Source organism: Streptomyces sp. NPDC012935, from assembly GCF_042900345.1.
GTDB lineage: Bacteria > Actinomycetota > Actinomycetes > Streptomycetales > Streptomycetaceae > Streptomyces.
Genome location: NZ_JBIBBC010000003.1, coordinates 99,715 through 117,534, shown reverse-complemented (window position 1 = coordinate 117,534; position 17,820 = coordinate 99,715). Strand labels below are relative to the sequence as shown.

Sequence of the window (17,820 nt, the reverse complement as noted above, 5' to 3'; positions counted from 1 at the left end):
CACATGCAACGTCCGGAGGCGCTCGTCCCGCAGCGCTACGTCGCGATCGGCGGCCGAGGCCCGGAGGACGTCGTCGCGGACGCCCGCGGGCGTGTCCTGACCGGTGTCGAGGACGGCCGTATCCTGCGCCTCGACGGCTTGGCGGACGCGGCCGAGTCCCGTACCGAGGTCCGTGTCGAGGTGCTCGCCGAGACCGGCGGGCGGCCACTGGGCCTCGAACTCCTCCCGGACGACGCCCTGTTGGTGTGCGACGCGGAACGCGGACTGCTCCGCGTGGACCTCGGCGACGGCACCGTACGCGTCCTCGCCGACTCGGTGGCGGGGGAGCGGCTGCGGTTCTGCAGCAATGCCGTCGCCCTGCCCGACGGCAGTGTCTGTTTCACCGTCAGCAGCCGCCGCCACCCCCTGGAGCACTGGATCGGCGACGTCGTCGAACACACCGCCACGGGCCGCCTGCTGCGCCTCGCCCCGGGCAGCGACAGTCCCGAAGTCCTCCTGGACGGGCTCCAGTTCGCCAACGGCCTCGCCGCGAGCGCCGACGGTTCCTTCCTGGTCGTCGCCGAGACCAGTGACTGCCGCCTCACCCGCTACTGGCTCACCGGACCCCGCGCCGGACACAGCGAGCCCTTCGCCGAGAACCTGCCGGGCATGCCGGACAACCTCTGGCGCGGCACACCCGACGGCCCGATCTGGGTGGCGCTGGCCGGCCCGCGCGTGCCCCCGCTGGACCTCCTGCACCGCGCCGCCCCCGCCGTACGCCGCACCGCAGCCCGTGCCGCCGTGCGCGCCCCCTTCCGTCCCACGGGCACGATCGGCGTGCTCGCCGTCGACGACACCGGTCGGGTCGTCCACCACCTGGCCCGCCGCCACTCCGGCTTCCGCATGGTCACCAGCGTCTGCGAGACCGGCGGTCACCTGGTCCTCGGGAGCCTGTGGGAGCGGGGCGTGGCGCTCTACGAGGCGCCCGAGCCGAAGTGACCCGCCGGCGCGTGGGGGGTTAGGCTGTTCAGCGGCCGCGATCATCGTCGCGGCGCGGCGGTGGGGCCCGCCGAACCCGAACCGCGGCGCACCTGCCGCCAACGGTCCCTACTTGCGATCGCGCCCGGCTGCCCGGGCCCCGGCGAGTAGGAGACGTACGACCATGACAGCCCCGGACACCGAGAGCCTCCGGCTCCCGCGGCAGCCCGCGTGGCGGACGCAGGCGCCGATCGTCACGGTGGTGGCACTCGGCGGAGCCATCGGCGCCACGGCCCGGTACGCGGTCTCCCTGTGGTGGCCTGTCCAGTCCGGGGGCTTCCCCTGGGCGACCTTCTGGACCAACGTCGTCGGCTGCGCCATGATCGGCGTGCTCATGGTGATCATCACCGACGTACGGCCCGTCCACCGCCTCGTCCGCCCCTTCGTCGGCACCGGAGTGCTCGGCGGCTTCACCACCTTCTCCACCTACGCCGTCGACATCCAGCAGCTCGTCGACGGCGGCCACACCCGCACCGGACTGGCCTACCTCGCCGCCACCCTGGTCGCGGCACTCACGGCAGTCTGGCTCGCGACGGCGGCGACTCGCCGCGTCCTGAAACGGAGGCAGCCATGACCAGGCTGACCGGCAGCGCCCTGCGCCTCACCGTATTCGTCGGCGAGCACGACATCTGGCACCACAAGCCCCTCTACTCGGAGATCGTGCACCGCGCCAACGCGGCCGGCCTCGCGGGTGCCAGCGTCTTCCGCGGCGTCGAGGGCTTCGGCGCCTCCTCGCTGATCCACACCTCACGGCTGCTGTCCTTGAGCGAGGACCTGCCGGTCGCGATCGTGATCGTCGACACCGAGGAGCGCGTACGGGCCTTCCTGCCGCAGCTCGACGAACTCGTCACCGAAGGGCTCGTCACCCTCGACGACTGCGAGGTCATCCGGTACCCGGAAGGTAAGAAGTCGCCGTGAACTGGCTCCTGGTGATCGCGGGCGCCGTCGTAGGCGCGCCGTTGCGCTATCTCACCGACCGGGCGGTGCAGTCCCGGCACGACTCGGTGTTCCCCTGGGGCACCTTCGTCGTCAACGTCAGCGGCTGCCTGGTCCTCGGCCTGCTCGCCGGCGCGGCGGCCGAGGGAGCCGCGAGTTCCCAGCTGCGGCTGCTGCTCGGCACCGGGCTGTGCGGGGCTCTGACCACGTACTCGACCTTCTCGTACGAGACCCTGCGGCTGACCGGGACGGGGGCCGGGCTCTACGCCGTCGTCAACGTCGTGGGGAGTGTGATCGCGGGTCTCGGAGCGGCGTTCGCGGGGGTGGAAATCGCCCAGGCGGTGTGGTCCTAGGCGACGACACCGCCGCAGTCGGCCCAGGAACCACACCCGCACCTGGTAGGACAGTTCGCGCCACTGCTGTCCCGCCGACCCCGGAACTGGATCTTATGAGCGCCATCAGCGTCGGTCAGGCCGTCGTCCTCGGAGCCGTCGAGGGGGTGACCGAGTTCCTGCCCGTGTCCTCGACCGGGCATCTGAAGATCGTCGAGGGGCTCATGGGCATCCCCGTCGACGACGACGCGGTCGTCGGGTTCTCGGCCGTCATCCAGGTCGGCGCGATCGCCGCCGTGCTCGTGTACTTCTTCAAGGACATCGTGCGGATCGTCTCCGCATGGCTGCGCGGGCTGCGGGACAAGGAGGAGCGGTACCACCACGACTACCAGTTCGCCTGGTGGGTGATCTGCGCGACGATCCCGATCATCGTCGTGGGTCTGGTCGCCAAGCCGCTGATCAAGGGGCCGCTCGCCTCCCTGTGGGTGGTCGCCGGCTCCCTGATCGTCGGCAGCGGCGTGATGTGGGCCGCGGACCGGATGGGCCGGCACAAGCGAGGGGAGGACGACACCTCCTTCAAGGACGCGATGCTCGTCGGCAGCTCCCAGATCCTCGCCCTGCTCTTCCCCGGCTTCTCGCGCTCCGGCGCCACGATGTCCACCGCGCTGATGCTCGACCTGGACCGGGTCGCCGCCACCCGGCTGTCCTTCTTCCTCGGCATCCCGGCCCTGACCGGCGCCGGCATCTACGAGCTGAAGGACGCCCTCGGCACGACGGGCACGGCCGCGCTGCCCCTGGCCGTAGGCACCGCCGTCTCCTTCGTCGTCGCCTACGCCTCCATCGCCTGGCTGCTGAAGTTCGTCGCCAAGCACACCTTCAACGCCTTCGTGATCTACCGGATCGTGGTCGGGCTGCTGCTCTTCGGGCTCTTGGGTGCGGGTGTGATCAGCAGCTGAGACGGACGCCTGCCGGTCGCCCGGCCGGGCGGAACGCGATCAGCTTTGCGGGTTCACCCTCGGTGAACCTCACCCACCGGCTCCCCTTGACACCACCCACACCTCACCCGGAGTATCACTCCCGTGAACCTGTCAGACAGCCGGACAGCCGGACAGCCGCCGAGGCGGGTCAGCGCCATGGAAGCGGTTTTGGCGCACCTCCGCAGTGCCATCGAGCGGGGCGAGTACGCCATCGGGGACAAACTCCCGTCCGAGGCGGAGCTCTGCCGCAGCCTGGAGATCAGCCGGCCGGTACTGCGCGAGGCCCTCAGGGCCCTGCAGACCATGGGCCTGACCGTCTCCAAGACCGGCAAGGGCACCTTCGTCGTCGCCAGCGCGGTCGAGGACCCGACCTTCGGCGACTACGCGGCCAGCGACCTGCTGGAGGTGCGCCGGCACGTCGAGATCCCGGTCGCCGGATATGCGGCACTGCGCCGCACTCCGGAGAACCTCGACCACCTGGCTCACCTGCTCGACCGTATGGAGCGGGAGACGGACACCACCGCGTGGGTCGCGATGGACACCCTCTTCCACCTGGCCGTGGCCGAAGCAGCCCAGAATCCGGTCTTCCGCCGGGTCATCGAGGAGATCCGCGACGCACTGGCGCGTCAGTCGGCCTTCCTCAACGAGCTGGGCGGCCGGCGCGAGCAGTCCAACCGCGAGCACAGGGCCATCGTCGAGGCGCTGATCGACGGTTCCGAACTCGACGCGACCGACGCCATGGCGCATCACCTCGACCGCGTCGAGACGACCCTCACCGACATCGTGCGCCCCGCGCGCACGGACAGCACCACGGAAGGTGGACCCGAGGCGTGAGTGAGCAGTCCCTGCACGAGGGCGTGCAGAAACGTTCCGGCCATGTCGACGCCGGAGACGCCGGCTACAGCAAGTCGCTGAAGTCACGGCACGTCAACATGATCGCCATCGGCGGAGCCATCGGCACCGGCCTGTTCCTCGGCGCCGGCGGCCGGCTCGCCGACGCCGGACCGTCCCTGTTCATCGCCTACGCGGTCTGCGGCGTCTTCGCCTTCCTCGTCGTGCGCGCCCTCGGCGAACTCGTCCTGTACCGCCCGTCCTCCGGCGCCTTCGTGTCGTACGCCCGGGAGTTCATGGGTGAGAAAGGCGCGTACACCGCGGGCTGGATGTACTTCCTGAACTGGGCGACCACCGGCATCGCCGACATCACCGCGGTGGCGACGTACACGCACTACTGGGGCATGTTCTCCGACATCCCGCAGTGGGTGATCGCGCTGATAGCCCTCGCGGTCGTCCTCACCGTGAACCTGATCTCGGTGAAGATCTTCGGCGAGCTGGAGTTCTGGTTCGCGATCATCAAGGTCGGCGCGCTCGTCGTCTTCATGTGCATCGGCATCTTCCTGCTGGTGACCCAGCAGCCCGTGGACGGCCACACCCCCGGCCCGTCCCTGATCACCGACAACGGCGGCCTCTTCCCCAACGGCCTGCTGCCCATGCTGCTGATCGTCCAGGGCGTCGTCTTCGCCTACGCCTCCGTCGAGCTGGTCGGCGTCGCCGCCGGTGAGACCGAGAACCCCGAGAAGATCATGCCCAAGGCGATCAACTCGATCATGTGGCGCGTGGGCCTCTTCTACGTCGGCTCCGTCCTGCTGCTCTCGATGCTGCTGCCCTGGTCGTCGTACAAGGCGGGCGAGAGCCCGTTCGTCACCGTGCTGGCCAACATCGGCATCCCGGCGGCCGGAGGCGTCATGAACCTGGTCGTGATGACCGCGGCCATGTCCTCGCTCAACTCCGGCCTGTACTCCACCGGCCGCATCCTGCGCTCCATGGCCATGTCCGGCTCCGCCCCGAAGTTCACCTCGGTGATGAGCCGCAGCCAGGTCCCGTACGGCGGCATCCTGCTGACCAGCGGTATCTGTGTCCTCGGCGTCGGACTCAACTTCGTCGTCCCGGCCGATGCGTTCGAGATCGTGCTGAACTTCGCCGCGATCGGCATCCTCGCCACCTGGGGCATGATCATGATCTGTCACCTGCTCTTCTGGCAGAAGACCCAGAGGGGCGAACTCGACCGGCCCGGCTACCGACTGCCGGGCTCCCCCTGGACCGAACTCGTGACGCTGGCGTTCCTCGCCTCCGTCCTGGTCCTCATGTACGCCGACGGAGGCGCCGGCCGCACCACCGTGCTGTGCCTGCCGCTGATCGTCGGGGCGCTGGTCGCGGGCTGGTACGCCATCCGCGGCCGTGTCGCCCGCACCGCCACCAAGGCCGACGCGTGAACCCGTGTCGGTCGACGACCCCTCATCGACCCAGGACAGCCAGGCAGTGATGTACATCAGCTCCATGGCGGACGCACCCCTTGTCCGCGAACCCCTCCACGCCCCCGTCGCCCACCTCATACGCGGCGGAATGATCGAAGGCACCCACTACGGTTCCGTCGTCGTCCTCGGCGCCGACGGCAAGGTGGAGTTCCAGCTCGGTGACATCGAGGCCGCCTTCTACCCGCGCTCCGCGCTCAAGCCCGTCCAGGCCGTCGCCATGGCCCGGGCGGGGCTCCCGCTCGACGGCGAGCTCCTCTCGCTCACCGCGGCGAGCCACTCCGGCGAGGAACGCCACCTCGCCGGAACCCGGCGCATCCTCGAACTCGCCGCCCTCACCGAGGACCACCTGCGCAACGTCCCGGACATGCCGTTCGACCCGGTCGTCCGGGACGCCTGGGTGCGGGAGGGCCGCATGCCCTCCCGGCTCGCCCAGAACTGCTCCGGAAAGCACGCGGCGATGCTGTACACCTGCGTGCTCAACGGCTGGTCCCTGGACGACTACCTCGACCCCGGGCACCCGCTGCAGCAGGCGATCGCCGAGATCGTCGAGGACCTCACGGGGCAGCGCATCGCGCGGGTGACCGTCGACGGGTGCGGGGCGCCGCTGTTCTCCGTCTCGCTGCACGGCCTCGCCCGCGCGGCGGCTCGTATCACCACCGCGGTGCCGGGTACGCCCGAGGCTCGGGTCGCCGACGCGATGCGGGAGCATGCGGAGATGGCGTCCGGGTCCGGGCGGGATGTGGCCGCGTTGATGCGGGCCGTGCCGGGGCTGTTGGCCAAGGACGGGTTCGAGGGCGTTCAGGTCGCTGCGCTTCCGGACGGCCGGGCCGTTGCCGTGAAGATCGCCGATGGGGCGAATCGGGCGCGGGTGCCGGTTGCTGCCGCGGCTCTTGCGTGGGCCGGGGTGGATCCGGAGTTGCTCACCGAGTTCCAGGGCGAGGCGCTGCTTGGAGGCGGCCAGGCGGTCGGGTGTGTGCGGCCCGTTCGTTCGCTGCAGCCGGTTGTGGTTTCTGCTTGCGCCTGAGGATGTGCCGGATTGCTCGTACGGCGGCTGCGGGCTGTTTGTGGCTTGTCGCGCAGTTCCCCGCGCCCCTGACGGGGGCGCTGACCTCACCCTCTCAGAAAGAAGAACCGTTCCCTCATGAACGTCGTCACCCGTAGTGAGCACGATCTGCTGGGCGATCGGGACGTCCCCGCCGACGCCTACTGGGGTGTTCACACCCTGCGCGCCACGGAGAACTTCCCCATCACCGGGACGCCGATCTCCGCGTACCCCCACCTGATCGACGCCCTCGCCGCCGTCAAGGAGGCCGCCGCCCTCGCCAATGAGGAGCTCGGGCTACTGGAGGCGAAGAAGGCCGCCGCCATCGTCGCCGCCTGCCGCGAGATCCGGTCGGGCAAGCTGCACGACCAGTTCGTCGTCGACGTCATCCAGGGCGGCGCCGGCACCTCGACCAACATGAACGCCAACGAGGTCGTGGCCAACCGGGCGTTGGAGCTGCTGGGGTTCGAGAAGGGCCAGTACCAGCATCTGCACCCCAACGAGGACGTCAACCTCGGCCAGTCGACCAACGACGTCTACCCGACCGCCGTCAAGGTCGCCACGGTGTTCGCGGTGCGCGGGCTGCTCAAGGCGATGGCCGTACTCCAGGACGCGTTCGCCCGCAAGGCCGTCGAATTCCGCGACGTGCTCAAGATGGGCCGTACGCAGCTGCAGGACGCGGTGCCGATGACGCTCGGTCAGGAGTTCTCCGCGTATGCCGTCATGATCGACGAGGACCGGTCCCGGCTTGCCGAAGCCGTCGAGCTGATCCATGAGATCAACCTGGGTGCGACCGCCATCGGAACCGGGCTGAACGCCCCCGCCGGGTACGCCGAGTCGGCCCGCCGCCACCTCGCCGGGCTCACCGGGCTCCAGCTGGTCACCGCGGCCAACCTGGTCGAGGCGACCCAGGACTGCGGCGCGTTCGTCCAGATGTCAGGCGTGCTCAAGCGCATCGCCGTCAAGCTCAGCAAGAGCTGCAACGACCTGCGGCTGCTGTCGTCCGGTCCGCGCGCGGGTCTGGGCGAGATCAACCTGCCTCCGGTGCAGGCCGGTTCGTCGATCATGCCCGGCAAGGTCAACCCGGTGATCCCCGAGGTCGTCAACCAGGTCGCCTTCGAGGTGATCGGCAACGACGTCGCCATCACCATGGCCGCCGAGGCCGGACAGCTCCAGCTCAACGCCTTCGAGCCGATCATCCTGCACTCCCTGTCGGAGTCGATCACTCATCTGCGGGCCGCCTGTCTGACCCTCGCCGAGCGCTGCGTGGACGGCATCACCGCCAACACCGAAGCGCTGCGCCGGACCGTGGAGAACTCCATCGGCCTGGTCACCGCCCTGAACCCGCACATCGGCTACACGGCCGCCACCGACATCGCCAAGGAGGCCCTCGTCAGCGGCCGCGGCGTCGCCGAACTCGTACTGGAGAAGGGCCTGTTGCCCGCCGAGACCCTTGCCGACCTGCTGCGCCCGGAGGTCATCGCGGGCAGCGGCCGGGCCCTGGCCTGAACCGGCCGCTGACCGCCGAAGCGCACCCGGACCGGCAGGAAGGCACAATGGTGATCATGGCAGCGTCGACGTCGTCACTGACCTTCCAGCCGATCCTGGAGCGCATCGCGGAGGAGATCGAGCGGACGCCCGGCCGCGGCCGGCCCGCCGACTACATCCCGGCGCTCGCGGCCTGCGACCCGCGCAGCTTCGGCATGGCCGTCGCGGAACTCGACGGCACGGTGTACGGCGTGGGGGACTGGCGCGAGCCGTTCTCCACGCAGTCCATCACCAAGGTCTTCACCCTCGCCCTCGACCTGGCCCGCGAGGGCGACGAACTCTGGGAGCACGTGGGCCGCGAGCCCTCCGGCAACCCCTTCAACTCCCTGGTCCAGCTGGAGTACGAGAACGGCATCCCACGCAACCCGTTCATCAACGCCGGAGCCCTCGTCGTCACCGACCGGCTCCAGACCCGTACCGGAGACGCGGCGGGCGAGCTCCTGGCCTTCCTGCGTGCCGAGAGCCACAACCCGGCTCTGGACTTCGACAAGGACGTCGCCGCCTCCGAGTCCACGCACGGCGACCGCAACGCCGCGCTCGGCCATTTCATGGCGTCCTACGGCAACATCGACAACCCCGTACCGGTCCTGCTCGACCAGTACTTCCGCCAGTGCTCCATCACGGCGTCCTGCGCCGACCTCGCCCTGGCCACCTCCTTCCTGGCCCGCCACGGCGTCCGCGCCGACGGCACCCGCCTGCTCACCCGCAGCCAGGCCAAGCAGGTCAACGCGGTCATGCTGACCTGCGGGACGTACGACGCGGCGGGTGAATTGGCGTACCGGGTGGGCCTGCCCGGCAAGAGCGGAGTGGGCGGCGGCATCATCGCGGTGGTGCCGGGCCGGTGCACCTTGTGCGTGTGGAGCCCGGGTCTGGATGAACGGGGCAATTCGGTGGCTGGAGTGGCAGCGCTGGACCGATTCACAACGCTGACAGGGCTGTCGGTGTTCTGACGGAGCTGTCTGACGCGGGCTGCGGTCACGCCGACAGGGGCGCGGGGATCTGCGCGACAAGCCCCCAACGGCCCGCAGCCTGCGAACCACCGCACCAGGCAGATGCTCCTCAGCCACCACACCGCCTCGCACTTTGATCACGCGCCGGTCACATCACGGTCTCCCCCCGGAGGGCACCGCGTCAACTTCCGGCCACCCCGCGTTGACACCCTGACCGAGTGTTGGCCATGGCTTTCCCCATCGATCTCCGCCGCTGCCAGATCCTCGGTCTGGCCGGCACCGCCTTCCTCGCCCTGGGCGGTGAGTCGGCCGGTGCGCTGCCGGTCCGGGAAATCCTGGCCCCGAGCTCGGCGCACGCGGCGCTGGGCCTCGTCGGCGTGTACTTCGGCGTCGTCCTGCTGATAGCGGCGTGGCTGATGCTCGGGCGCCTCGTGCGCAGCGCCGATCCGCCGACGCCACGTGCCCTGCTGCTGGTGCTGGCGGTGTGGGCCACCCCGCTGCTGATCGCGCCGCCGCTGTTCAGCCGGGACGTGTACAGCTACCTGGCCCAAGGGGCCATGGTCGACGCGCACATCGACGTGTACTCGTACGGCCCCTCCCACCTCGGCGGCCCGCTCGCGGACGAGGTCGCCCCGCTGTGGCAGCACACGGGGGCCCCGTACGGCCCGGTGTTCCTCGGCGTCGCCTCCGCCCTGTCCGCCGTGACCCGCGGTGAACTGCCCGCCGGACTGCTCGGCATGCGCCTGATAGCCCTCCTCGGGGTGGCGCTGATGGCGGCCGCGCTGCCGCGCCTGGCCCGGCACAGCGGAGCCGACCCGTCCGCGGCGCTGTGGCTGGGGGCCCTGAATCCGCTCGTGCTGCTGCACCTGGTGGCGGGCGCCCACAACGACGCCATCATGCTCGGCCTTCTCGGTGCCGGCCTGGTCGCCGCGCTCGGCCGGTGGCCGGTCCTGGGCGCCGTGCTCGTCACGCTCGCCGCCCTCGTCAAGGCGCCCGCGGCGCTGGGTCTCGCCGCGGTCGTACTGCTCCAGGTGCGGGCCGGGCACCACCCGGTGAAGGCCGTGTTCACCACGGCGGCCGCGTCCGCCGCCACCACCGTCGCCGCGACGGCCGTGGCGGGCACGGGATACGGCTGGATAGGCGCCCTGGACACGCCGGTCTCCTCGCAGAACTGGGCGCTCACCAGCCTGCTCGGCCGTGCCACCGCCTCCATGCTGGAGCAGGCCGGCAGCGATCTGGCGCCGCTGGCCGTGCCGGTGTGGCACACCTTCGGCCTGGTGCTCACCGGGGTTCTGGTGCTCCTCATATGGTGGCGCTGGCGTCCGCGCCCCGTGTACGCGCTCGGTCTGAGCCTGGCGGCCGTGGCCGCCTTCGGACCGGCGATCCGCCCCTGGTACGCCCTGTGGGGCCTGTTCCTCATCGCCGCCGCCGCGCCCAGCACCTCGGTACGGCACCGGGTGGCGGCCCTGACGGGAGTGCTCGCGCTCGCCGTCCTGCCCAGCGGCGGCGCCGCGGACGTCGGCCAGCTGGTGCTGGCGGTCTCCGGGGGCGTGCTCGCCGTCGTCGTTCTGTGGCAGGCGCATCTCGCTGCGCAGGCCCCGGCTCTGGAGCGCACCGCATGAGACTTCCGCGTACCGACCGCGGCCGGCTCGTGCTGGTCCTCGTGCTCGCCGCCGCCGTGACCGTCTTCACCGCCACCGTGCCGCTGCTGCGCGACTGGTTCGACCTGCGCGTCTACTACGGCACCGTGGACAGCTGGATCCACCACGGCGGCCGTCTCTACGACTACCGGGTGCCCGGCACGACGTACGGCTTCACCTACCCGCCGTTCGCCGCCGTCGTCATGCTGCCCATGGCGCTGGTCGATCTGCATGTCGCGATCGCGGTGGCGCTGCTGCTCAACCTGGCGGCACTGGCCTTCTCGCTGCGGGTGCTGGCGGGACGGTCCTGGCGACGCTACGGCTGGTACGGCTGTGCCCTCGTCGCCTGCGGGCTGGCCCTGTTCGAACCGCTGAGGGACACCTTCAGCTTCGGCCAGGTGAACATCCTGCTGCTGGCTCTGGTGCTCCTCGACTGCTGGTTGCTCGCGACGGGCAGGGAGCGCTGGGCTGGGGTGGGCATCGGCCTCGCGGCCGCGATCAAGCTGACGCCGGCCGCGTTCATCGGCCTGCTCCTGGTGGCCCGGCGCTGGCGAGCCGCCGCGGTGGCCACGGCCGTCGCCGCCGCGGCCACGGCGCTGGCGGCATGGGTGGCCCCCGACGCCTCCCGCTTCTACTGGACGCACGCGATGTGGGACACCACCCGCGTGGGCCGCCTCGACTACGTCTCCAACCAGTCGCTGCAGGGCATCCTGGCCCGGCTGGACGTGTCGAGCCGCGAGGTCTGGGCGGTCGTGGTGCTGGTGGTCCTGGGCATCTGGGTGGCGCGCACCCGCCGCGCGGTCGTGACGGGGGACTGGACGGCGGCGTTCGCGCTGACCGGACTGACCGCCTGTCTGGTCAGCCCGATCACCTGGGTCCACCACCTGGTGTGGCTGCTGCCGTCCTTCGCCGTCCTCGTCCGCGCCGGGCACCTGCGGACCGCGGGCGCCCTGTACGCCGTGTTGTGCACCAGCGTGGTGTGGCTGTGGTTCGACGACGCGTCCGGTGTCGACGGCTTCCTCGGCAGCAACAGCTACGCCTGGATCACGCTCGGCCTGCTGCTGTGGCTGCCGGTCGGTCACGTCGGCGTCGACCGCTCGACCCTGCCCCGGGTCACCAGCGACACGGCACCGGCGCCCACCCCGGCGGCGCCCGCGATCGCGAAGGCCTCGGCCCAGCCCGGCTCGGCCTCCGGTTCCACCGCGGCGACCACGGGCACCGTGGCGGGCCCCGGCCTCGGCTTGACCCGCAACGCGTCCAGCGAGCCCACCGGTTCGACCCGCCCGGCCGCTCCGAATCCCCAGTCGAGCAGTTCGCCGGCTTCCTCGTAGACGGCGACCCCGCCCGCCCGGGGGTTCATCACGGTGACGACGAGGGTGCGCTCGCCGCGGCGGGCGGCGGCGATGAGCGTGTTGCCCGCATGGCTGGTGTAGCCGTTCTTGATGCCGATCAGGCCCGGATAGCGGTCCACGCCGTTCGCGCCGGTCAGCAGCCGATTGGTGTTCTGGATCCCGTACGACCAGCCGCCCCGGCCGGGGAACCGCGCCTGTGCGGTGCTGCAGTACCGCGCGAACTCGGCGTTGCGCAGCCCCGCCCGGCCGAACACCGCCAGGTCGTACGCCGACGACACCTGGCCGGGCATGTCGTAGCCGTCCGGCGACACCACGCGCGTGTCGAGGGCGCCCAGGGAGCGCGCCTTGGCCTGCATGCGCTCGGCCGTGTAGCGCCAGCCGCCGTTGAGCGAGGCCAGCACCCGCACGGCGTCGTTGCCGGAGCTGAGGAACACCCCGCGCCAAAGATCGGCGACCCGGTACGTGCGTCCTTCGGCGACCCCGACCAGACTGCTGCCGGGCCCGATCCCGGCGAGCTCCTCCTCGCGGACCGTGTGCCGGATGCCGCCGGGCAGGGTCGGCAGCACGGTGAGGGCGAACAGGGACTTGAGCGTGCTGGCGGGCGGCAGCTTCCGATGCGCGTTGTACGCGGCGAGCACCTCGCCGGTGTCGGCGTCGGCCACCAGCCACGACAGCGCGGAGACACTCGGAACACGGGGTGCCCCGGCGTGCGGCCGCACCTGTGTGCCGGACCCGTAGAGCTGGGTGGGAGGCGGCGTTGCCGCCTGGTGCCTGCCTGGGGCGTCGGGGTCGCGGCCCGGGCGGGCGACGGCGGTGGCGGGCGCGAGTGCCAGCAGGCCGGTCGCGCACAGCGCGCAGGCGGACACCAGGGCCCGGGAAGTAAATCCGATCTTCATATCGCCAACGTAGGAACGGACGCGCGTTACACCGTGCTGCCCGGGCCGGTCGGGGCGCGTCGGCACCCGGACGGGCGATGCCGGCGCGGATCCGTCATCCGCTCTGTCATTCGCCGGGAAGTGTCGGCTGGATCCGCCGAAGGAACGTGGCGTTGTCGGGCGTCTCGCGCATGCGCTCCAGGAGGGTTTCCAGATGGGACTGGCCGTCCCGGGTCTGCAGGGCCCGGCGCAGTCCGCGCACGGCGGTCAACTCTGCCGGGGGGAGGAGCAGTTCCTCGCGGCGGGTGCCGGAGGGGTTGATGTCGACGGCGGGGAAGACGCGGCGGGAGGCGAGGTCCCGGCTCAGGCGCAGCTCCATGTTGCCGGTGCTCTTGAGCTCCTCGAAGTAGAAGTCGTCGGCCCGGGAGCCGGTCTCCACGAGGGCCGTGGCGAGGATGGTGAGCGAACCGCCCTCCTCGGCGAGGCGTGCGGCGCCGAAGAACCGCTTCGGACCCTGCAGCGCGGCCGCGTCGACGCCGCCGCTCAGGGTGCGGCCACCGGACCCGGCCGCGTTGTTGTGCGCCCGGCACAGCCGGGTCAGGGAGTCGAGCAGGATGACGACGTCCTCGCCCGCCTCGACGAGCCGCTTGGCACGTTCGATGACGAGCTCGGCCAGCGCGATGTGCTGCTTGGGCGCCCGGTCGAAGGTCGAGGCGTACACCTCACCCCGCACCGAGCGCCGCATGTCGGTGACCTCCTCGGGGCGTTCGTCGAGGAGCACCACCATCAGCCGGCACTCCGGGTGGTTACCCGCGACAGCGGCCGCGATCTGCTGGAGCAGCACGGTCTTGCCGGTCTTGGGCGGGGCGACGATCAGGCCCCGCTGGCCCTTGCCGACCGGGGCGATCAGGTCGTGGACACGCCCGGCCAGGCCGGACGCCCGGTGTTCGAGGCGGATCCGCTCACGCGGGTGCAGCGGCGTCAGATCGCCGAAGCCGGGGCGGTTCTTGACCGGGGCGCGGCCGTTGACGTGGGCGACTTCGGTGAGGGAGCGCCGGTCGCCGCGTACGCCGTCCACGAGGTCGCCCTTGCGCAGGCCGTACCGGCGGATGAGAGCGGGGGAGACCTGAAGGTCGGAGGGCGCGGGCAGCAGGTTGTCGGCGCGCAGGTACCCCTTGCCGCTCGCGTCGATGTCGAGGACACCGGTGACGGCCGGGGCCTGCTGCTGGACCGGGGGGTGTTCGAGTGTGGTGGTCATGGTGGTGTGTCCTTTCACGGACGGAAGGCATGGGACATGCGGAGGGAAGGGGTGTGCCGCGGAAACCGGGAAGGCGGACGAAGCGCCTTCGGGCGGCGGGAAACAACACCTCGGACACGGCGGAACCGCTGGTCACGAGATGGTGATGAGAAGCCGGTACGCCTACCGGCGATCTGAGAGAGAACTGGCACCGGCGCCACAACCGGGCGTACACAGGTGCTGTCGCGACGGTAGCACGAAGGCTCAGCGCGTGGCGAGCATTCCGTAGAGCAACGGGATGCGGGGCTCGGGAAGACGCCACCAGCCGGAGGGCGTGCGCTCCATCTGCGGCCAGCGCTGCCAGGGCAGCTCGTCGCTCTCACGCAGCCGCCGGACGGTCAGTCCTGCTCCGCTCAACGCGTCTACGACCTCTCCTATTCCGTGCATCCACTCGTAACTGTCCGTGGCGCCCTCGACGGCAGGCCCGTCGGTGTAGGTGCGTGTCGCGTCCCGGTGTACGGCGCCGTCGCCGCCCAGGTAGTCATGGCGCAGGAGCAGCTCGGGCCCCTCGCCCGGACCGGGCTTGGGACCGAGGGAGTTGAGCAGCGGGTGGAACTCGACGATGTACAACCGCCCGCCCGGACGCAGGAGTTGGGCCACCACACCGGCCCAGCGGTCGAGGTCGGGCAGGTAGCACAGCGCGCCCTTGCCCGTGTACACCACGTCGAACTGCCTTTGTCCCAGGGCCTCCACGGCGTCATACACGTTGGCCTGAACGTACGTGACGTCGAGCCCGGCCTTCTGCGCGATGCCGTCCGCGGCGGCCACGGACGCCGCGGAGAAGTCCAGGCCGACGGCCCGCGCCCCGCGCTGCGCGAAGGCGATCGTCTCGGTGCCGAGGTGGCACTGCAGATGGAGCACATCGCGGCCGGCCAGCTCACCGAGGTCGTCCCACTCGAAGGAGGCGAACCAGCGCGCGGGATCGAGATCCCCGTCGAGGCCGTAGAACCGGCTGGCGAGGTGGACGGGGGTGCGGGCGTCCCAGTTCGCCTGGTTGGCCGACATCATCCGCGCGTGCTCGTCGGTGGTCATGAGGACATCCAATCGCGAACGGACCGTGCGCGGGGGCAGAAAATCCGGGCGCGGACCGCCCGGGTGTCGATTCGGCCGGGCCCTGTTCGTCGGTGGGGTGTAGGAAGCTCATGAGGACCGGGAGGATCCATGAAGTACATGCTGCTCGTCTGCGGTGACGACACCGCCGACGCCTCGGGCATGGCCCCCGTCGAACCCTGGGTCGAAGACCTCGGCGACCGCCGCGTACGCCTGCACGGCCACCGGCTCGCGCTCCCCGACCGGGCGGTCACCGTACGGGTGCGCGGCGGCGAGGTGCTGCGCAGCGACGGCCCCTTCGCGGAGACGAAGGAGTACGTCGCCGGGTTCGACGTCCTGGAGTGCGACAGTCTGGAGGAGGCGGTCGAAGCGGCGTCGCGGCATCCCGTGGCCGCCCTCGGGGCCATGGAGGTGCGGCCCTTCTGGGAGGACGAGGACGCCGCGACCCAGATCCGCGCACTGGACGCCGAGCTGACCTCGGCGCTGCGGGAGCGCGACGTCGACCGCATGGCTGCCTGCTACGCGCCGGACGTGGCGGAGTTCCGCGACGGCCGGGAACTCCGTGGGGTCGGCGCCCTGCGCAAGTCGATGGAGGAAGGGCTCACGTACGTCACCGGGCCCGTCACCCGCGAGGTACTGGACTTCCGCGTCCACGTCGACGAGAGCATCGCCTTCGGCCACGCCCTGGTCCGCCTGCGCGCCACCCGCACGGACGGCGCCCCGATCGACGACCTGATGCGCGTCACCACCGGCTACCGCGACGCCGGTCTGCGCTGGCTGATCGCGCACGAACACGTCTCCCCCACCACCGAGGAGCGGTCATGAAGTACGTCCTGTTCATCTGCACACCGGTCGGCGGCGAGGAACTCAGCCCTGAGGAGATCGCCGAGGACCCCCGTTTCACCTCGTACATCGACGAGGTCCGCAGCCGTGACGTCGTCAAGGGCGGGGCCCGCCTGCGGCCGCACACCGACGCCACGACGGTCCGCGTCCAGGGCGACGAAGTGCTGCTCAGCGACGGGCCCTTCGTGGAGTCCAAGGAGTACGTCGCCGGCATCGACATCATCGAGGTCGCCGACCTTGACGAGGCCATCTCGCTGGCGTCCCGGCATCCCGCGGCCCTCGGCGGCGGCTCGATCGAAGTACGGCCGGTCTGGGAGTGAGCGCCACGAACGGCGTCGAGGAAGCCGTCGCCGCCGCCTTCCGCGAGGAATGGGGCCAGGTCGTCGCCACCCTGATCCGGGTGACCGGCGACTGGGACCTCGCCGAGGAGTGCGCCCAGGACGCCTTCGCCCAGGCCCTCGACCGGTGGCGGCGCGAGGGAGTGCCGCGCCGCCCCGGCGCGTGGCTGACCACGACCGCACGCAACCGCGCCCTGGACGTACTGCGCCGGGAGGCGGTGGGGGCGGCGAAACTCCGGGAGGTGGCGGTGCTGGCCCGCGACGAACCGCCGTACGGACCCGAGGACGCCAGCGGTGACGGCAGCGGGGTGCAGGACGACCGGCTGCGGCTGATCTTCACCTGCTGTCACCCCGCGCTGCCCATCGAGGCCAGGGTCGCGCTGACACTGCGCACGCTCGCGGGGCTGACCACACCGGAGATCGCACGCGCCTTCCTCGTCCCCGAGGCGACCATGGCCCAGCGCCTGGTGCGCGCCAAACGGAAGATCCGCAACGCCGGGATCCCGTACCGGATCCCGCCCGCGCACCTCCTGCCCGAGCGCACGACGGGCGTGCTCGGTGTGATCTACCTGCTGTTCAACGAGGGCTACGCGGCCACCGCCGGCGCCGATCTCGTCCGGACGAACCTCTGTGCCGAGGCGATCCGCCTCGCTCGCGTCCTGGCCCGTCTGATGCCCGACGAGCCCGAGGTGCTCGGCCTGCTCGCGCTCCTGCTGCTGCACGACGCCCGCCGGCACACCCGCGTGGACGCCGCCGGTGACCTGGTGACCCTGGAGGACCAGGACCGCACGGCCTGGGACCGCGCCGAGGCCGACGAGGGCGCCGACCTGCTGGAGACCGCGCTGCGGCGCGGCCGCCCCGGGCCGTACCAGATCCAGGCCGCCATCGCCGCCTGCCACACCACCGCGCCCACCGCCGAGGACACCGACTGGGCCGACATCGCCGCCCTGTACGGCGAGTTGGCGCGCCGGGTGCCCTCCGCCGTGGTCCGCCTGAACCGTGCGGTGGCCGTCGGTATGGCCGAGGGCACGGACGCCGGCCTGGCCCTGGTCGCGGAGCTGGAGGGCGAGGGCGAACTCGCCGGGTACCACCTGCTGCCGGCCACCCGCGCCGATCTGCTGCGCCGCAGTGGCCGTACGGACGAGGCGGCGCAGGCGTACCTCAGTGCGCTGGAGCTGGTGGAGAACGACGCGGAACGGAAGTTCCTCGAGAGGCGGCTCGCGGAGTGTCGATCCGGGTGACGGCCGTTCGTCTGGAGTCCCCGATGACCGCGTCCGACGCCCGCCGCGGTATGTCCTCGCTCTACGCCAC

The 17,820-nt window shown here is 71.2% G+C and carries 17 protein-coding genes and 1 pseudogene; 15 read left to right on the top strand and 3 right to left on the bottom strand.

Features of this window, described 5'->3' with window-relative positions; all coding sequences use genetic code 11:
* Positions 1–3: 3 nt before the first annotated feature.
* The 12 genes from ACFY5C_RS09435 (at position 4) to ACFY5C_RS09380 (ending at position 12,085) form a co-directional block, all read left to right on the top strand.
* Entirely contained in the window at positions 4–978 is a 975-nt protein-coding gene (locus ACFY5C_RS09435; protein WP_389442470.1) for an SMP-30/gluconolactonase/LRE family protein, read from the top strand.
* 163 nt (positions 979–1,141) lie between these two features.
* A complete protein-coding gene (gene crcB, locus ACFY5C_RS09430) occupies positions 1,142–1,591 on the top strand; it encodes a fluoride efflux transporter CrcB (protein ID WP_389442468.1) in 450 nt (149 codons plus the stop codon).
* Complete coding sequence (locus tag ACFY5C_RS09425) at positions 1,588–1,935, top strand: DUF190 domain-containing protein (protein ID WP_389442466.1); 348 nt, start codon at positions 1,588–1,590, stop codon at positions 1,933–1,935. The genes crcB (ACFY5C_RS09430) and ACFY5C_RS09425 overlap by 4 nt, the downstream gene beginning before the upstream one ends.
* Positions 1,932–2,306, top strand: coding sequence for a fluoride efflux transporter CrcB (crcB, locus tag ACFY5C_RS09420; protein ID WP_389442464.1), 375 nt, complete (start codon positions 1,932–1,934; stop codon positions 2,304–2,306). The genes ACFY5C_RS09425 and crcB (ACFY5C_RS09420) overlap by 4 nt, the downstream gene beginning before the upstream one ends.
* 95 nt (positions 2,307–2,401) lie before the next feature.
* On the top strand, positions 2,402–3,241 hold the full coding sequence (locus ACFY5C_RS09415; protein ID WP_389442462.1) for an undecaprenyl-diphosphate phosphatase: 840 nt from the start codon (positions 2,402–2,404) through the stop codon (positions 3,239–3,241).
* Between the two features lie 177 nt (positions 3,242–3,418).
* The gene (locus tag ACFY5C_RS09410) at positions 3,419–4,096 is read left to right on the top strand and encodes a FadR/GntR family transcriptional regulator (protein ID WP_369276077.1); all 678 of its coding nucleotides are present in this window, start codon (positions 3,419–3,421) and stop codon (positions 4,094–4,096) included.
* On the top strand, positions 4,093–5,532 hold the full coding sequence (locus ACFY5C_RS09405; protein ID WP_389442459.1) for an amino acid permease: 1,440 nt from the start codon (positions 4,093–4,095) through the stop codon (positions 5,530–5,532). Before ACFY5C_RS09410 ends, ACFY5C_RS09405 begins: the two co-directional genes overlap by 4 nt.
* A 49-nt stretch (positions 5,533–5,581) precedes the next feature.
* On the top strand, positions 5,582–6,598 hold the full coding sequence (locus tag ACFY5C_RS09400) for an asparaginase (RefSeq protein ID WP_389442457.1): 1,017 nt from the start codon (positions 5,582–5,584) through the stop codon (positions 6,596–6,598).
* 117 nt (positions 6,599–6,715) lie between these two features.
* Positions 6,716–8,125, top strand: coding sequence for an aspartate ammonia-lyase (aspA, locus tag ACFY5C_RS09395; protein ID WP_389442455.1), 1,410 nt, complete (start codon positions 6,716–6,718; stop codon positions 8,123–8,125).
* 47 nt (positions 8,126–8,172) lie between these two features.
* Positions 8,173–9,114, top strand: coding sequence for a glutaminase (locus ACFY5C_RS09390; protein ID WP_389442453.1), 942 nt, complete (start codon positions 8,173–8,175; stop codon positions 9,112–9,114).
* Between the two features lie 227 nt (positions 9,115–9,341).
* Positions 9,342–10,736, top strand: a complete 1,395-nt coding sequence (mptB, locus tag ACFY5C_RS09385; RefSeq protein ID WP_389442451.1) for a polyprenol phosphomannose-dependent alpha 1,6 mannosyltransferase MptB — start codon at positions 9,342–9,344, stop codon at positions 10,734–10,736.
* Positions 10,733–12,085 (top strand): glycosyltransferase 87 family protein, encoded by a 1,353-nt coding sequence (locus ACFY5C_RS09380; RefSeq protein ID WP_389442449.1) that lies wholly within the window; start codon positions 10,733–10,735, stop codon positions 12,083–12,085. The genes mptB and ACFY5C_RS09380 overlap by 4 nt, the downstream gene beginning before the upstream one ends.
* Positions 12,086–12,165: 80 nt before the next feature.
* Here the strand turns inward: ACFY5C_RS09380 and ACFY5C_RS09375 are convergent.
* From ACFY5C_RS09375 to ACFY5C_RS09365, 3 genes and pseudogenes are all read right to left on the bottom strand, one after another.
* Positions 12,166–13,002, bottom strand: a pseudogene (locus ACFY5C_RS09375) (D-alanyl-D-alanine carboxypeptidase family protein); the annotation flags it as partial.
* Positions 13,003–13,108: 106 nt separating this feature from the next.
* Complete coding sequence (gene rho / locus ACFY5C_RS09370; RefSeq protein ID WP_389442446.1) at positions 13,109–14,239, bottom strand: transcription termination factor Rho; 1,131 nt, start codon at positions 14,237–14,239, stop codon at positions 13,109–13,111.
* A 243-nt stretch (positions 14,240–14,482) separates the two neighbouring features.
* Entirely contained in the window at positions 14,483–15,310 is an 828-nt protein-coding gene (locus ACFY5C_RS09365; RefSeq protein ID WP_389442444.1) for a class I SAM-dependent methyltransferase, read from the bottom strand.
* Positions 15,311–15,439: 129 nt separating this feature from the next.
* On the opposite strand from ACFY5C_RS09365, the gene ACFY5C_RS09360 reads away from it, so the two are divergent.
* The 3 genes from ACFY5C_RS09360 to ACFY5C_RS09350 are packed head-to-tail and all read left to right on the top strand — an operon-like array spanning position 15,440 to position 17,750.
* The gene (locus ACFY5C_RS09360) at positions 15,440–16,153 is read left to right on the top strand and encodes a nuclear transport factor 2 family protein (RefSeq protein WP_389442441.1); all 714 of its coding nucleotides are present in this window, start codon (positions 15,440–15,442) and stop codon (positions 16,151–16,153) included.
* A complete protein-coding gene (locus ACFY5C_RS09355) occupies positions 16,150–16,491 on the top strand; it encodes a YciI family protein (protein ID WP_369269184.1) in 342 nt (113 codons plus the stop codon). The genes ACFY5C_RS09360 and ACFY5C_RS09355 overlap by 4 nt, the downstream gene beginning before the upstream one ends.
* A complete protein-coding gene (locus ACFY5C_RS09350; RefSeq protein ID WP_389442438.1) occupies positions 16,488–17,750 on the top strand; it encodes an RNA polymerase sigma factor in 1,263 nt (420 codons plus the stop codon). The genes ACFY5C_RS09355 and ACFY5C_RS09350 overlap by 4 nt, the downstream gene beginning before the upstream one ends.
* Positions 17,751–17,820 lie beyond the last annotated feature (70 nt).

Excerpts from the sequence above, each read along its gene's own strand:
- ACFY5C_RS09435 (WP_389442470.1), top strand. The coding sequence starts at position 4 with ATGCAACGTCCGGAGGCGCTCGTCCCGCAGCGCTACGTCGCGATCGGC.
- crcB (WP_389442468.1), top strand. The coding sequence starts at position 1,142 with ATGACAGCCCCGGACACCGAGAGCCTCCGGCTCCCGCGGCAGCCCGCG.
- ACFY5C_RS09425 (WP_389442466.1), top strand. The coding sequence starts at position 1,588 with ATGACCAGGCTGACCGGCAGCGCCCTGCGCCTCACCGTATTCGTCGGC.
- ACFY5C_RS09415 (WP_389442462.1), top strand. The coding sequence starts at position 2,402 with ATGAGCGCCATCAGCGTCGGTCAGGCCGTCGTCCTCGGAGCCGTCGAG.
- ACFY5C_RS09410 (WP_369276077.1), top strand. The coding sequence starts at position 3,419 with ATGGAAGCGGTTTTGGCGCACCTCCGCAGTGCCATCGAGCGGGGCGAG.
- ACFY5C_RS09400 (WP_389442457.1), top strand. The coding sequence starts at position 5,582 with ATGTACATCAGCTCCATGGCGGACGCACCCCTTGTCCGCGAACCCCTC.
- aspA (WP_389442455.1), top strand. The coding sequence starts at position 6,716 with ATGAACGTCGTCACCCGTAGTGAGCACGATCTGCTGGGCGATCGGGAC.
- ACFY5C_RS09390 (WP_389442453.1), top strand. The coding sequence starts at position 8,173 with ATGGTGATCATGGCAGCGTCGACGTCGTCACTGACCTTCCAGCCGATC.
- mptB (WP_389442451.1), top strand. The coding sequence starts at position 9,342 with ATGGCTTTCCCCATCGATCTCCGCCGCTGCCAGATCCTCGGTCTGGCC.
- ACFY5C_RS09380 (WP_389442449.1), top strand. The coding sequence starts at position 10,733 with ATGAGACTTCCGCGTACCGACCGCGGCCGGCTCGTGCTGGTCCTCGTG.
- rho (WP_389442446.1), bottom strand. The coding sequence starts at position 14,239 with ATGACCACCACACTCGAACACCCCCCGGTCCAGCAGCAGGCCCCGGCC.
- ACFY5C_RS09365 (WP_389442444.1), bottom strand. The coding sequence starts at position 15,310 with ATGACCACCGACGAGCACGCGCGGATGATGTCGGCCAACCAGGCGAAC.
- ACFY5C_RS09360 (WP_389442441.1), top strand. The coding sequence starts at position 15,440 with ATGAAGTACATGCTGCTCGTCTGCGGTGACGACACCGCCGACGCCTCG.
- ACFY5C_RS09355 (WP_369269184.1), top strand. The coding sequence starts at position 16,150 with ATGAAGTACGTCCTGTTCATCTGCACACCGGTCGGCGGCGAGGAACTC.